The organism is Methylobacterium sp. FW306-05-D (genome assembly GCF_058782155.1).
In genome coordinates, this window is the sequence record NZ_JBYSXL010000056.1 from 1 (window position 1) to 14,072 (window position 14,072).

Below are 14,072 nucleotides of genomic sequence, written 5' to 3' on the forward strand. Positions count from 1 at the left end.
CTGCAGACAAGCAGGCCGGTCAGGTCCCGCAGCCGGGCCAGCCCCCGCAGGCCGGCCGGCTCCCCGACGGGCCGCCCCCGGCCGCCGGGAGCGGCACGGCCGCCATCGAGGTCGCCGTCGATCCCGCCGACGCGGCCCTGCTCCTGGACCTGACCGCGGACTGGGCCGGCCTCGGCCTCTTCGCCTACGACCCCGCCGCCCGGACCCTCCGCTGCGACGCCCGCCTCCGGACCCTGCTCGACCTCCCGGCCGCCGGACCCGTCGCCTACGCGGACGGATTCCTGCCGGCGGTCCATCCGGAGGATCGCGCCGTCGTGGATGCGGCGGTCGCCGCCGCCCTCGATCCGGCCGGGCCGGGGACGCTGGACTGCACGTTCCGGGGCGCGACCTCGACGCGACCCCGCTGGATACGGGCGCGCGCGCGACGCGTGGTCGACCACGCCCGCCTCGTCGGCACGATGCAGGACGTCGGCGAGGCCAGGACGGCCGAGGTCGCCCTCCGCGCCGGCCACGACGCCTTGCGCGACTGGGACCTCGCCACCGGCACCGTCCTGTGGAACACCGCCCTCGCCGCCGCCCATGGCTGGGCGCCGGACGCGGTCGCGCCCACCAGCGCCTGGTGGCTCGCCCGGATCCATCCCGACGACCGGCCCGGCGTCGAGGCCAGCCTGCGCTCCGCCCTCGCCGGCAATGGCGAGACCTGGACCCACGAATACCGCTTCCGCCGGGCCGACGGCCGCTACGCCGACATCCTCGACCGCGGCCACCTGATCCGCGACGCAGGCGGAACAGCCCGCCGCATGATCGCCGCGATGCTCGACCTCACCGAGCGCAACCGCGTCGGCGCCCAGTTCCGGGCGGTGTTCCAGGGCGCGAATATCGGCATCGTCCAGTTCGATCCGCGCACCGTCCGCGCCTTCGCAGTCAACGCCAAGCTCTGCGAGATCTGGGGTGCGCCGGAAGCGGAGATCCTGGGGCATTCCCTCGCGCGCTGGACCCCGCCCGAGGATGACGACGCCCGGGCGACCCTGCACGAGCGCCTCGCCAACGGGGAAACGCTGCAACTCCGCCTGGAGAAGCGCTACTGCCGCATGGACGGGCGCATCATCTGGGCCCGGGTCAACCTCGTCTCACAGCGCCTCGGCGGCGACGTCCACGCCACGGCGATGATCGAGGACATCACCGAGGAAAAGCGGGCCGATGCCCGTCGTGAGGCGCTGATCGCCCTCGGCGACCGCCTGCGCGACCTGCATACCCATGCCGATGTCGTGGCGGCCACGGCCGAGAGCCTGGGCCGGACCCTCATGGTCGCCCGCGCCGGCTACGCCCAGGTCGATCCCGGCGGCCAGATCGCGTCGCTCAATCCCGACTGGATCGCCGAGGGCGGCGCGGACCCGAACGTCGCTCTCGGCCTGCCGACCGCGTCCCGCTCGACGCTCGACGCGAGCGTCGATCGACTGGGACGCGGCGACGTCATCAGCGTCGCCGACATCGCCGCGACGCCCGAGCGCGTCGACGATCCCGAGGGCTATGCCCGGCTCGGGATGCGGGCGGTCATCAAGGTGCCGGTCCTGCGCCGCGGACGGCTGGTCGGCATCCTCTACGTCCTCGACCGCCATCCGCGCGACTGGAGTGCCGGCGAGATCGCCTTCGCCCGTGAGGTGGCCGAGCGCGCCTGGGGCGGCCTGACCCGGGTCGAGGCGGACGAGCAGCAGCGCACCCTCAACCGGGAGCTCAGCCACCGCCTCAAGAACACCCTCGCCATGGTCCAGGCCATCGCCTCACAGACCCTGCGCAGCGTCACCGACGTCGAGGCGGCCAAGGAGGCCCTCGCCGCCCGCCTGATCGCGCTGGGCAAGGCGCACGACATTCTGCTGGCCGGCGTGCACGAGAGCGCCGAGATGGAAGCGGTGATGCGTAGCGCCCTCTCGATCCACGACGATCGGCAGCCCGGACGCTTCCGGATCGCGGGCCCGCCGGTCCTCCTCGGATCGAAGGCGGCCCTTGCCCTCGCGCTGATGCTGCACGAACTCGCGACCAATGCCGCCAAGTACGGCGCGCTCTCGGTCCCCGAAGGCCGGGTCTCGCTGTGCTGGAGCCTCGACGACGCGGGGAATGCGGGCGGCGCGACCGTACGGTTGACCTGGTCGGAGACGAATGGCCCCTTGGTCACGCCGCCGATGCACAAGGGATTCGGCTCGCGGCTGATCGAGCGCGGTCTCGTCGGCGCCGTCGGCGGCACGATCAGCCTGGATTATCGTCCGACCGGCCTCGTCTGCCGCGTGGAGGCACCGCTCGACGGCTTCCAGGCCAATGAGTGAGGGGCCGCGACCGGGAGAAGGGGACCGGGTTTGCACCTCCTGCGCGTAACCCACGCATTGCTGCTGCACCGCACCCTGGGCTAGAGGGCGAGACCATGTGGACACGTCTCGCCCATCCCGGTCACTTCCTGCGCTGGACCCAGCCCGTGATGCCCTGGCTCGCCGGGTTGTCGGGCCTGCTTCTCGTGGTCGGCCTCTATTTGACCTGGTTCGTCGTGCCCCCGGACTATCAGCAGGGCGAGACGGTGCGGATCATGTACATCCACGTACCGGCGGCCTGGCTCGGCGTGTTCTTCTACGGCGCCATGGCGGTCTCCGCCATCGGAACCCTGGTCTGGCGCCACCCCCTTGCGGACGTCGCCCAGCGCGCGGCTGCACCGATCGGGGCGGCCTTCACCCTCATCTGCCTCGTCACCGGATCGCTCTGGGGCAAGCCGATGTGGGGCACCTATTGGGTCTGGGACGCGCGCCTGACCTCGATGCTCGTGCTGTTCCTGATCTATTGCGGAATCATCGCCCTGTGGCGGACGATCGAGGATCCGAACCGGGCCGCGCGCGCCATCGCCATCCTGACGCTGGTCGGCGCGGTGAACCTGCCGATCATCAAGTTCTCCGTGAACTGGTGGTCGACCCTGCATCAGCCTGCCTCGATCATGCGCATGGGGGGCTCGTCCATCGATCCGAGCATGCTCTACCCGCTGCTCGAGATGATCCTGGCTTTCACTCTCCTGGGCATCACCCTGCACCTCTACGCCATGCGCACCGAGATCCTGCGCCGCCGCGTCCGCGCTCTGACCCTGCGCGAGGCAGAACGCCTCGATGTCGGACCGACCCCGGGTCGCAGCGTCTCGATGGGTCAACCGTCGATCGGCCGCGTGGTCGAGGGGCTGTGAGTCTCCCATCGGCCGACGCCCGTGATCCGGGCATCCTGGAACCCCGTGGTTGAAGTCCCGATCATGAATCTCGGCCAACATGCCGGCTACATCCTGGGCGCTTACGCTTTCACCGCACTGGTGATCGGTGGGTTGATCGTCCACGGCTTGCGCGATCATCGATCTCAGAAGCGGTCGCTGGAGCGCTTGCAGGTTGACGTGGGGGATGGTGCGGGAGTGCGGTCGTGACAGCGCCCGAGCCCGCAGCCCAGGCTCCGCAGCCGGCCCGGCGCTCGCTCCTGGTGATCCTGCCGCTCGTCACGTTCGCGGTGCTTGCCGGCATCTTCTTCCTGCGCTTGCGCTCGGGTGCCGATCCGGCTGCCATCCCCTCGGCGTTGATCGGTAAGCCGACGCCGGCTTTCACACTCCCGGGCCTGCCGGGCCTGACCGCCGATGGATCGCCTGTTCCCGGCCTGTCGCGCGCCGACCTCGTGGGTAAAGTCACGGTGGTCAACTTCTGGGCTTCATGGTGCGTACCCTGCCAGATCGAGCACCCGCAACTCATGCGTCTGGCGCGCGAGCCAGGCGTCCGACTCGTCGGCATCGACTACAAGGACACGCCCGAGAACGGGCGCCGCTTCTTGATCCGGAACGGGGTGCCGTTTCAGGCCGTCGGCATGGATACCGAGGGACGCACCGGGATCGATTTCGGTGTCTACGGCGTCCCCGAAACGTTCATCATCGGGCCGGACGGCACCATCCGCTACAAGCTGGTGGGGATTCTCACGCCCGAAAGCTATCCGGGCGTTCTCGACAAGATTCGCTCCCTTGGAGCGCCCGCTGCCGCATCTCGCTGATCTGAGGGTTTCAGCGCCCGGACTGGATCAGTCGGCGATATTCGATTTCGGGTACGCCGTAGCTGTCGCCCGCTGCGGCCTTCAGCTTGGTCCGGTCGACCACCTGCACATAGGAACGGCGGGCCTTGATCATGCCCGCCCCCTCAAGGCTATGGATCGCTGTGGTCACGCCGGGGCGGCGCACACCGAGCATCGTCGAGAGGAATTCGTGCGTGACCGGGAACTCGTCCCCGTCGACCCGATCGTGGCACATCAGCAGCCAGCGGGCGAGGCGCTCCTCCAAGGTATGACTGCCATTGGAGAGAGCGGTGCCGGCGGTCTGGAGATGGGCCACATAGGCGTAGTGCGCGAAGGTCCGCCGGAGGTTCCGACGCTCTTCAATGAGGCCACGGAAGGCCGCAGCTTTGATTCGCACGGTTTCCCCTTCGATCTGCACGAAGGTCTCGTGGGGTGTTTGGTCGACGTCGAGCAGAAGCGGGACCCCGACCATACCCTCCGGCCCCGTGATGCAGACCTCGATGCGACGTCCCTCCGGCGTGGCGGCGACCTCGGAGGCAATTCCCGACTCTAGGAAATAGACGTGCGTGATGGGTTTGTTCGGAGCGATCAGGATGTCCCGGCGCCCGATTGCCACCCCTTCCGCAACAGCTTGGACCGCCTCATAGTCATCAGGGCTGAGGATGCTGAGGAGGTGATTTCGAACGTATCGCTGTGACGGCACCGGCATGAAACGTAGCGGCTCGATAGAGCAGCCTTTGAACGTCTTGCTGCTCGTACAGGGGGACAGACGTCTCTCATAGCCGGATCGTGCCCCTAAGGAACCGCACCGGGGCTCGTCTGTACTATGTCGTACAATTTGCGATGATGAACTTTGTCTGGGTCCGGCAGCTCTCTGTACGTTATCGCACGGTCGAGAACGCGATTGTGAGGCGAATCTGGCCGGATTGGTCGGTGACTTCGAAGCTTCTTCGCTCCCAAAGATCCGTATCGCCGTAGCTTTCGGGACGCTGGCGAATATCCCGGACGGTCTGCTCGACCAGGTCGCGTGCGTCCTGCAAGTCCTGAAGGTCATCCCCTTCGGGATCGAGGATCAAAGTGTCTCGATCCCGGATATTCAGGAAGTACCGAGGCATGGTGGTTCCGTCCGGTGATGACCCGAGTATCCTCACACCACACGAGGGTCGAACGGCGCCGCGAGGTGCGTGTTCTCGAAGCCGAGTGTCGACCTCTTGAGCCGCCGTCTCAAGTCCTGACGCCATCAACTCGGCCAATGCGAAACCCACGGTACGGCACCGCACCTTGATGCGCGGGCCGAGCTTGGATCTCTAATTCGAAACAGATGCCCGGAAATGCGATCCGCAGCGGGATCAGGCGGTACGATCGTATGTATCTATTGCTAACAGCGCCTTATCTGGACAAGAAATATATAGAAATAAGAGCATTAGAATGACTGTATGGCTCGATAAATTCACCGTTTACTGAATGTCCAACGGAGGTACGGGCCGATAATTTCTTCCGGGAACGAAGCGCCGGGGCATGTCCGCCGTAGCGCCAAAGGATGATCTGGGCTGCAGGTAACACTGCGTTCGCGCTGCCGCCTAGCAATTGCTGGAGTTGCTTTTTCAAATATCATACAAACAGAGAGTTGTGATCGCATCCTTCGAGGGTTGCCGCCTCATGAGTTCGAGCGCCTCAGACCGTCCCTGATGCGATGCTTCCTCGATCAGGGTGGACTTCTCGAAAGCCCGGGCGAACCATAGCGGCTGCGCATTTTCCTGAGCCGGGCATGAATTCATCGTCGCTGATAGGCTGGTCGTAGCCCAAGGCGGGACCGGGATCGTCGGGCCGGAGGGGATCGTCGGCGACGCCCTGCTGAATGGGGTCGGCGTCTCGCCGCATACCACTCTCGACCCAGGACCCTTCGGAACATTGCGGATCGACGCGAACGCAGTCCGGTCCGCGCTGACCGCGAGGACCTGCCGCTGACGCACGCGTTGCTGGCCCTGCTACGCGGCGTGCGTCGCGCCGGTGGTATGATAGAGTCGCGGGTGCTCGATCTCGGCGGCGGCCTGAAGACGGGCCGCGGCGGAATCGGGATCCACGATCGCACAGTGCCGATGCCGATCGCGGGAGCGTCCTATGGCGTTACCGAGGCGGAGTCCGCCCGCATTCTCCGCGACGCCTGAGGCGCGCTTTTCGACCTTGTCCTCAGGTCGGACCTGTTTTCGCATCCGGTACCTTCCGCTCGTGACGCATCAGGAGCGGCGTCTGGGCGAGCGCGAAGGCGATCGTGAGCGGCATGATGCCGAAGACCTTGAAGCTGACCCAGAAATCCTCCGTCTGGGTGCGCCATACCACCTCGTTGATCGCCGCCAGGACGAGGAAGAACACCCCCCAGCGGAAGGTGAGCTTGCGCCAGCCTTCCTCGGTGAGGGTGAACATCGAATCCAGTACGACCGACAGCAGCGATTTACCGAAGGCGAGGCCGCCCAGCAGCACGAGGCCGAAGAGCGTGTTCACGATGGTTGGCTTCATCATGATGAAGGTCTTGTCCTGAAGGGCCAGGGTGAGGCCCCCGAAGACGATGACCACCACGCCCGATACCAGCGGCATGATCGGAAGGCGCCGCATCAGTGCGTAGTGGATGCCCAGCGCCACCACGGTGGCGACGATGAAGACGCCGGTGGCCACGAACAGCTTCTGGTCGGGATGGACGCCGAGCCGCTCGGCGTAGGCGTTCCCGAAGAAGAAGACCATGAGCGGCCCGAGCTCAAGGGCGAGCTTCAGGATCGGCGGAAGGTGGCGGTGCGGGGGGATGGCTTCGATCTGCATGAGGTCCAACATAGTGGGTTCCAGGCGACGGCCCGCCGCGACACGGCGTGTCAGGGGGGGCGAGCGTCGGCCTCAGCCGGCGTCCAATCCGGCGATGGCGCGGGCGAAGTCGCGAGCCGCGAAGGGTTCCAGATCCTCCACGCCCTCGCCGACGCCAATGAAGTGCACCGGCAGGCCGAACTTGGCAGCCAGCGCAACCAAGATGCCGCCGCGCGCCGTGCCGTCGAGCTTGGTCATGACGAGGCCAGTGACGTTGGCCGCCTTGGAGAACAGTTCGACTTGGCTCAGCGCATTCTGGCCTACCGTGGCGTCCAGAACGAGGAGCACGGCATGGGGGGCCTGCGGGTCGATCTTTCGGATCACCCGCAGGATCTTCTCCAACTCCGCCATCAGGCCGGCCTTGTTCTGGAGCCGGCCGGCGGTGTCGATGAGAAGCACGTCGGTGCCCTGGGTTTTCGCGGCCTCGTAGGCATCGAAGGCGAGGCCCGCTGCGTCCGCGCCCTGCGCTCGGGCGATCACCGGGGTCTGCGTGCGCTGCCCCCAGACCTTCAACTGCTCGATCGCCGCCGCCCGGAACGTGTCGCCGGCTGCGAGCATCAAGGAATGCCCCTCCGCCTTCAGTTTCAGCGCGAGCTTGCCGATGGTGGTGGTCTTACCGGCTCCGTTGACGCCGATCATCAGGATCACGAAGGGTTTCTTCGAGGTATCGATGCGAAACGGGATCGCGACGGGAGCGAGCGCACGCTCCACCTCAGCCGCCAGGATCTCGCGCACCGCGTCGGGGGAGATACCCTTTTCGTAGCGGCCCTTGCCGACCGCTTCGGAGATCCGCGTCGCAGTCTCGATGCCGAAATCGGCCTGTATCAGCGCGTCCTCGAGTTCCTCCAACGTGTCGGCGTCGAGCTTGCGCTTGGTGAAAAGACCGGTGACGCGCTCGGTCAGGGCCGTGGAGGTGCGCTTCATCCCCCCCGTGAGGCGGCTCCACCAGCCGCGCTTCGCCGCCGCTTCCGCACCCTCGGGCTCCGGCATGAAGATCTGGGTCGAAACCTCAGGGGCGGGGTCGGTGGTCGCCGCCTGCACAGGCTCGGGCGCGAAGGATTGACTGGTTGTGTCAGCCGCCTCGGCCCCCCGCGCCGGATCGTCGCCGGCCGTTCCGGCGGGCGGGCGTTCCACGGCGCCCTCCACCGGCTGGAGGTCGGCACCTTCGAGTTCGTCGGGGACGGCGTTCTTGTCGGGCGTGCCCTGACCCGGCTCGCCTGGCGGCGGTGGCACGTGGGAGACGTCCGTGGCAGCGGTGGCAAAGTCCGGCTGGCCCTCGGAGAACGAAGCCGGGGATTCCACTGGCGGCGCCACCGGTGCGGCAACAGGCTCCGGCGGCGCCTGTGGGGCGGGCGACGGAGGGAGCGAGCGGGCCGGCTTCGGATCCGCCGGCTGCACCGGCACCGGAGCGGGCCGCTCCTCCTCCTTCGTGCCGAACATCTTGCGCAGCAGCCAGCCCGGCCTTTTGTCTTCGCTCATTCCCGCTTGCTCCCCGGACCCGGCATGGTTAGCGCAGGGCCATGCCATCAGCCGATGCCCTCGTAACAGACATAGGCGCGCGCCTCCTCTACCGCGATGCCCTTGTGCTCGTCATCGACAAGCCGCCGGGTTTACCCGTCCATCCCGGCCCGAAGGGCGGGGAAACCCTCACCGACCATCTCGATGCCCTGCGCTTCGGCCTGCCGCGCCGCCCGGAGGCGGCACACCGGCTCGACCGCGACACTTCTGGCTGCCTTGCCTTGGGGCGACACGCCAAGGCCCTCGCCCGCCTGAACAGGCTCTTCGCCGCCAGCGGTACGGTGGAGAAGACCTACTGGGCGCTTGTCGAGGGCGGCCCCGAGAAGGAGGCGGGCGAGATCGACCTGGCGCTGGCGCGGCGCTCCGATGATCCGCGCTCCTGGTGGATGAAGGCCGACCCGGCGGGCGACCCTGCCCTCACCCGCTTCTCGGTCCTCGGACGTGGCGTCGGTCTGACTTGGCTTGCCCTCTCGCCAATCACCGGCCGGACCCATCAGTTGCGGGTCCATTGCGCCGCGATGGGCTTTCCGATCCTGGGCGATCCGATCTACGGCACCGCGCCGCGTAGCGGAGGCCCGGGCCTTCAGTTGCACGCCCGGGCTCTCATCCTGCCTCTCTACCCCAGGAAGGCACCGATCCGGGTCGAAGCACCGGCACCCGAGCACATGCGAGCGGGGCTGGCGGCCTGCGGGAACGCGGCCTTGGGCGCAGCCTGACGCTACGACGTGTCGCCTGCCGAGGCGCGCTCAGGCGGCGATCAGCGACCGGCCGTCGTGGTCGGCGATCACCACGTCGACGAAGATTCCGGAGCGCGTCTCCGGCGGGAGACGGACGGGCGTGAAGGCTTCCGTGCGCCCGAGACCGCCGCGCTCGGTAAGGACCCGGCGGGTGCGGCCCACTTCGCTGGCGAGATGCGTGGCCAGGGCGGCGTCGCCGGCGGCCCGGAGACGGGCGGCGCGGGCCCGGACGACGTCTCCGGGCACCGGCGGCATCCGGGCGGCGGGGGTGCCAGGGCGGGACGAGTACGGAAAGACGTGGAGATGCGTCAGGCCGCATTCGGCGATGAGGTCGAGGGAGCGGGCGAACTGTGCCTCGGTCTCGGTGGGAAAGCCCGCGATGAGGTCGGCCCCGAAGGCGGCGTCGGGGCGCAGGGCCCTGACCGTATTGCAGAATCGGATCGCGTCGGCGCGAGCATGGCGCCGCTTCATCCGCTTCAGGATGAGGTCGTCGCCAGCCTGGAGGGAGAGGTGGAAGTGCGGCATCAGCCGTGGTTCGTCGGCGATCGCCGCCATCAGTGCCGGGTCCGCCTCGATGGAATCGATCGAGGACAAGCGCAGCCGGGCGAGGCCGGGGACCTGTGCCAGGATGCTCCGTATCAGGTATCCCAGTGTCGGGGTCGCGTCGAGGTCACGGCCATAAGCGGTCAGATCGACCCCCGTGAGCACGACTTCGCATCCGCCGGCTTCGACGATGCGGGCGACCTGGTCGACCACGTCCGGCAGGGGCACGGAACGCGAGTTTCCGCGCCCGAACGGGATGACGCAGAAGGTGCAGCGATGGTCGCAGCCGTTCTGGACGGGCACGAAGGCGCGGGTCTGTCCGGCGATGCCGGCGATCCGGGTCGGGCTGGCCCGGCGCACCGCCATGATGTCGTCGACGCTGGCCCGCGCTTCGGGCGAGACCGGCCGGGTCCAGGTCTCGGCCCGGCCCTTCGCGTCGTTGCCGACGAGGCGTGCGACCTCCGGCATCGCCGCGTAGGCGTCGGTCTCGACTTGGGCGCCGCAGCCGGTGACCACGATCTCGGCGCCCGGCCGCTCGCGGCCGAGCTTGCGGATGGCCTTGCGGGCCTGGCGTCCGGCCTCGGCGGTCACCGCGCAGGTGTTGACGATGACGAGGTCCGCGGCAGACGCCCCCGCCTCCGCGTGTCCGCGCATCACCTCGGACTCGACGGTGTTGAGGCGGCAGCCGAAGGTCAGGGTCTCGACCGCCATCTCAGGCCGCGCTGCCGTCGGCGGAAAAGATCTCGGGCGGGAAGCTGCCGTCCCATTCCAGCGCCACGGGGCCGGTCATCAGCACGTGGTCGTCGGCGCGCCACTCGATGACCAGGTCGCCGCCCGGCAGGCTGACGGTGGCGCCGCGCCCGATCATGCGCAGGCGCGAGGCGGCCACCACGGTGGCGCAGGCGGCGGTGCCGCAGGCCAGGGTCAGCCCGGCGCCGCGCTCCCAGACCCGCAGCTTGATCCGGTCGGCCCCGAGGATCTGGGCGAGCGAGATGTTGGCGCGGTCCGGGAAGATCGGGTGGTTCTCGAGCATCGGGCCGATGCGGGCGAGGTCGTAGGTGTCGGGATCGCGCTCCACGAAGAACACCGCGTGCGGGTTGCCCATGTTCACGACGCCGGGGGAATGCAGCACCGGATCGTCGATCGGGCCGATCTGGAGCTCGATGCGGCGGGTGTCCTGGAACGGCTCGGCCAGGGGGATCTCGCTCCAGGCCAGCTTCGGCCGCCCCATGTCGACGGTGAAGGAGCGCTCGGCGACGCGCTTCACGCCCACGAGGCCGCCGAGGGTCTCGAGGAGGAGCCGGCCGCTCTCGGCGGGCCGCGCCATGGCGGGGTCGTCGAGCATCGCGTAGGCGACGCAGCGCGTGCCGTTGCCGCAGGCCCCGGCTTCGGACCCGTCGGTGTTGTAGATCCGCAGCGCGGCGTCGGTGCCCGGCGAGCGGGCGTCGTGGATCACCATGAGCTGGTCGAAGGCCGAGCGCGGATAGGCCGCGATGGCGCGCGCCTCCGCGGCGGTGACCTGCGTCTGCGTCCCGCGCAGATCCAGGACCACGATCCGATTGCCGGCTCCGTGCATCTTCAGGAACCGTCGGTGGGCAAGCTCGCTCATGCCGCCTCGTCTCTGTACCTTGTCCGGACTGTTCGATCGGCCGGGCCTCCGGAGGAGCCCGCCCTGCCGGGGCTCGCGGGGCCCCGTGGGGGCTATAGGCCAAAGCGAACGCGCACGCACGGGCACCTGGCGGCACGGCTGCGTTGCAGAAGCGCCGCGCTCCACCGGCTTCGTGCGGCGGGACACCCGGGACACCTCGCCGGGCGCGGGGATCGCGCCTAGTTTCTGCGGACGGGCCCGGGGGCATGCGATTCGACGTGTCCCGCGCCGATCCGGAGCCACCGCCTTGATCCGCCCAAGCTTCACGTCGCTGGCCACGTTGCTCGTCGGGTGCCTCGCCCTCTCGGCCGCCCCGGCCCCGGTCTCGGCTCAGCCGGTCACGCCGCCGGCGGCGGCCAATCCGCTGCCGACCACCACCAATCCCGATCCGAAGACCCCCGGCACGGCCGACATCCCGGTGCCGGCCCAGGCGGGCGCGGCCCCCTCCGCCACGCCGCCGGCCGGCCCGCGCCAGACCCTGGTGGCGACGCCCGGCGACGCGAACGACGTCGACGAGGTCTCCCTGCCCGCCAAGCCCGCGGCGATCCTCGCCGGGCGGGCCAAGTGGGAAGAGGCCGTGCCGAGCCTGAAGGCCGCCTTCCAGCGGATCGAGGCCGACCTCGCCAAGGCCGGCATCCAGGCCGTGGGCCGGCCGATCACGGTCTTCGCCAAGACCGACGATGATGGGTTCCAGTACGACGCGATGATCCCGATCGCCGCGATGCCCGATTTCAAGCCCGCCGAGGCCGACGGCCTGCGCTTCGGCGCCACGCCGAGCGGACGCGCCCTGCGCTTCCCGCACAAGGGCTCCTACGACGAGATCGACGGCACCTACGAGACCCTGACCGCCTATCTCGACGCCAAGGATATCGTGGTGCAGGACCGCTTCATCGAGGAATACGTCACCGACCTGAACGACAAGGCCGACGAGAAGCTCGACGTGAACATCTACGCCCTGACGAAATAGCCGGTCCTCGGGCTCGCGGCGCGTCCGGGGCGGTCTCTCCCGTCCTCGACGCGGATCGCGCGCTCCATCGCAGGGACGTCACGGCGGATGGCGTCGGTCCCGCGTGAACCTGGCCGCGATCGCGCGCCGAACGGGCGCCGGAATGGCGGGGCCCGCCCTGGCGCCTGCTTCCTCCCGGGTCCGGAAACGAAACGTCCATGAACGCTGCCAGGACGCCGCTTCCGCCTCAGGTCTGGCCGCCTCGGCCCGGAGGAGATCGTCGGAGAAGGTGCGCGCTGGTCTCGAATCGCCGGCTTTCAGAGCGGAAGGCGTGTCTTGCGGCGACCGTGGGATGGACGGATTTGAAGGCGGCTCTGCAACCAGCGCCATACAAAATCAACTTCAGGTAAGGCCTGTACTGTGTGTCAGCAGTTACCGACGGTCGATGAGCCTTGAACCGCGGCAATCCCTCTGAAAAAATACCGCTCTTGGGACAGACTATCGCCTTGCTTCGCAGCAAGGACTGATTTTGCCAGTTTGAGATGGGATCGACATGGGGCGGCTCGGCGACCGGCGGGATCACGGGCGGACCGGATGACGGGTTATCCACCTCGCGACCCGGCCCTCTGGCGTCCCCAGACCCGGTTCGCCGCGACGATCACCTCGCGGCGACAACTCCAGCGCTTCAACGATCGCGGCGGCATCTCGGTCAACTTCGACACCCTGCGCTCGGCCGCGCCGAACATCGTGCTCACTGGCAGCCAGAGCGAGACCCTGAGCCTGTGGGAGACCCACTCGTCCAGCGGCTTCATCACCCAGCCGAAATTCGACGCCCGCCTCGTCACGGTTCGATTCGTGATGAGCGGGCAGGTCGTCTACCGGCGTCGGTGCGGCACCGTCGAGGGACTGCCGACGCATGCCACCCTGGTCGATTTCGAGGATCTGCTCGAGGTCCAGGCCTCGGATGCGTTCAGCGCGGTCAGCGGTACGTTCGGAGTCGATGATCTGCGCGCGGCGCAGGCGGCCCTCACGGGCTACGCGGTCACCGCCGTGCCACCGCTGGCACCCACCGCCGAGTTGTCGATCCCCGGCATGAGGGCCCTGTTCCTGTCGCTGCGGCGGGCCCGGTTCCGGATTCAGGATGTCGACCGCCACGACGACCTGATCTTCCCCCTGATCCAGGAGATCCTCAGCTACCAGCTGCTCTCGGCCTGGCCCCAGCGCGCTGCCGCCGCCCGGCCGGGGACCCCGAAAATCGGCTCACGCAGCCTGCGGGCCGCGGTGGAGTACATCGAAGCGCATCTGTCGGAACCCCTGACCCTGTCGGAGATCGCCGCCGTGGCGGATGTCAGCGTCCGCTCGCTCCAGGACCGGTTCCGGCAGGAGAAGGGACGCACGCCCGTTCAGTTCATCATCGAGCAGCGCCTCGCCCGCACCCATGCGGACCTGGTCTCCCCCGGGAGCGAAGGGCTTTCGATCGCCGCGATCGCGCGGCGCTGGGGCTTCGTCCACATGGGCGATTTCGCCCAGCGGTATCGCCGCAGATACGGCTGCACGCCCACCGAAACGCGCCGCGACCACGGCCGGCATGACGGAAACTGAAACGGCTTATCAGGATTACGCGAGGCAATATCAAAATTGCGAATGCTTGACAGATCGAAGATTTTACTTGATAAAAGATAGATACGCTTCTCCCGCGCTGGTTCTCGTGGCCATATCCGGAAGTGCAGATGCCATTTAGTCGCTCTGTCGTTGCAGA

General features: G+C 68.2%; 14 protein-coding genes. 8 read left to right on the forward strand and 6 right to left on the reverse strand.

Annotation, left to right across the window (positions count from 1 at the left end; all coding sequences use genetic code 11):
- The 4 genes from AC3WLN_RS17360 to AC3WLN_RS17375 form a co-directional block, all read left to right on the forward strand.
- A partial coding sequence (locus tag AC3WLN_RS17360; protein ID WP_492483307.1) for a PAS domain-containing sensor histidine kinase occupies positions 1-2,321 on the forward strand: 2,321 nt, incomplete at its 5' end.
- A 95-nt stretch (positions 2,322-2,416) separates the two neighbouring features.
- Positions 2,417-3,214: a heme ABC transporter permease gene (locus AC3WLN_RS17365; RefSeq protein WP_492483309.1), complete on the forward strand. Its 798-nt coding sequence runs from the start codon at positions 2,417-2,419 to the stop codon at positions 3,212-3,214.
- Between the two features lie 63 nt (positions 3,215-3,277).
- The gene (gene ccmD / locus AC3WLN_RS17370) at positions 3,278-3,442 is read left to right on the forward strand and encodes a heme exporter protein CcmD (RefSeq protein WP_492483311.1); all 165 of its coding nucleotides are present in this window, start codon (positions 3,278-3,280) and stop codon (positions 3,440-3,442) included.
- Positions 3,439-4,050: a DsbE family thiol:disulfide interchange protein gene (locus AC3WLN_RS17375; protein ID WP_492483313.1), complete on the forward strand. Its 612-nt coding sequence runs from the start codon at positions 3,439-3,441 to the stop codon at positions 4,048-4,050. The genes ccmD and AC3WLN_RS17375 overlap by 4 nt, the downstream gene beginning before the upstream one ends.
- 10 nt (positions 4,051-4,060) lie before the next feature.
- Here AC3WLN_RS17375 and AC3WLN_RS17380 read toward each other — a convergent pair whose 3' ends face one another.
- Both AC3WLN_RS17380 and AC3WLN_RS17385 read right to left on the reverse strand, forming a co-directional pair.
- Positions 4,061-4,777, reverse strand: a complete 717-nt coding sequence (locus AC3WLN_RS17380) for a Crp/Fnr family transcriptional regulator (protein WP_492483315.1) — start codon at positions 4,775-4,777, stop codon at positions 4,061-4,063.
- Positions 4,778-4,949: 172 nt separating this feature from the next.
- Positions 4,950-5,309, reverse strand: a complete 360-nt coding sequence (locus AC3WLN_RS17385; RefSeq protein WP_492483356.1) for a DUF6894 family protein — start codon at positions 5,307-5,309, stop codon at positions 4,950-4,952.
- Positions 5,310-6,098: 789 nt separating this feature from the next.
- Between AC3WLN_RS17385 and AC3WLN_RS17390 the strand changes: the two genes are divergently transcribed.
- The gene (locus AC3WLN_RS17390; RefSeq protein WP_492483317.1) at positions 6,099-6,236 is read left to right on the forward strand and encodes a hypothetical protein; all 138 of its coding nucleotides are present in this window, start codon (positions 6,099-6,101) and stop codon (positions 6,234-6,236) included.
- A 22-nt stretch (positions 6,237-6,258) separates the two neighbouring features.
- On the opposite strand, the gene AC3WLN_RS17395 is transcribed toward AC3WLN_RS17390, so the two are convergent.
- Together AC3WLN_RS17395 and ftsY are read right to left on the reverse strand one after the other, a co-directional pair.
- Complete coding sequence (locus AC3WLN_RS17395; protein WP_492483358.1) at positions 6,259-6,882, reverse strand: septation protein A; 624 nt, start codon at positions 6,880-6,882, stop codon at positions 6,259-6,261.
- 72 nt (positions 6,883-6,954) lie between these two features.
- Positions 6,955-8,400: a signal recognition particle-docking protein FtsY gene (ftsY, locus tag AC3WLN_RS17400; RefSeq protein WP_492483360.1), complete on the reverse strand. Its 1,446-nt coding sequence runs from the start codon at positions 8,398-8,400 to the stop codon at positions 6,955-6,957.
- Between the two features lie 41 nt (positions 8,401-8,441).
- On the opposite strand from ftsY, the gene AC3WLN_RS17405 reads away from it, so the two are divergent.
- Positions 8,442-9,155, forward strand: coding sequence for an RluA family pseudouridine synthase (locus tag AC3WLN_RS17405; protein WP_492483319.1), 714 nt, complete (start codon positions 8,442-8,444; stop codon positions 9,153-9,155).
- A 30-nt stretch (positions 9,156-9,185) separates the two neighbouring features.
- On the opposite strand, the gene mtaB is transcribed toward AC3WLN_RS17405, so the two are convergent.
- Positions 9,186-10,430 carry a tRNA (N(6)-L-threonylcarbamoyladenosine(37)-C(2))-methylthiotransferase MtaB gene (gene mtaB, locus AC3WLN_RS17410; RefSeq protein WP_492483321.1) on the reverse strand — a complete coding sequence of 415 codons (1,245 nt, stop codon included), beginning with the start codon at positions 10,428-10,430 and terminating at the stop codon, positions 9,186-9,188.
- Between the two features lies 1 nt (position 10,431).
- Positions 10,432-11,328, reverse strand: coding sequence for a diaminopimelate epimerase (gene dapF / locus AC3WLN_RS17415; protein WP_492483323.1), 897 nt, complete (start codon positions 11,326-11,328; stop codon positions 10,432-10,434).
- Between the two features lie 286 nt (positions 11,329-11,614).
- On the opposite strand from dapF, the gene AC3WLN_RS17420 reads away from it, so the two are divergent.
- A complete protein-coding gene (locus AC3WLN_RS17420; RefSeq protein ID WP_492483325.1) occupies positions 11,615-12,334 on the forward strand; it encodes a GyrI-like domain-containing protein in 720 nt (239 codons plus the stop codon).
- Between the two features lie 573 nt (positions 12,335-12,907).
- Positions 12,908-13,915, forward strand: coding sequence for a helix-turn-helix domain-containing protein (locus AC3WLN_RS17425; protein WP_492483327.1), 1,008 nt, complete (start codon positions 12,908-12,910; stop codon positions 13,913-13,915).
- The last annotated feature ends 157 nt before the right edge of the window (positions 13,916-14,072 follow it).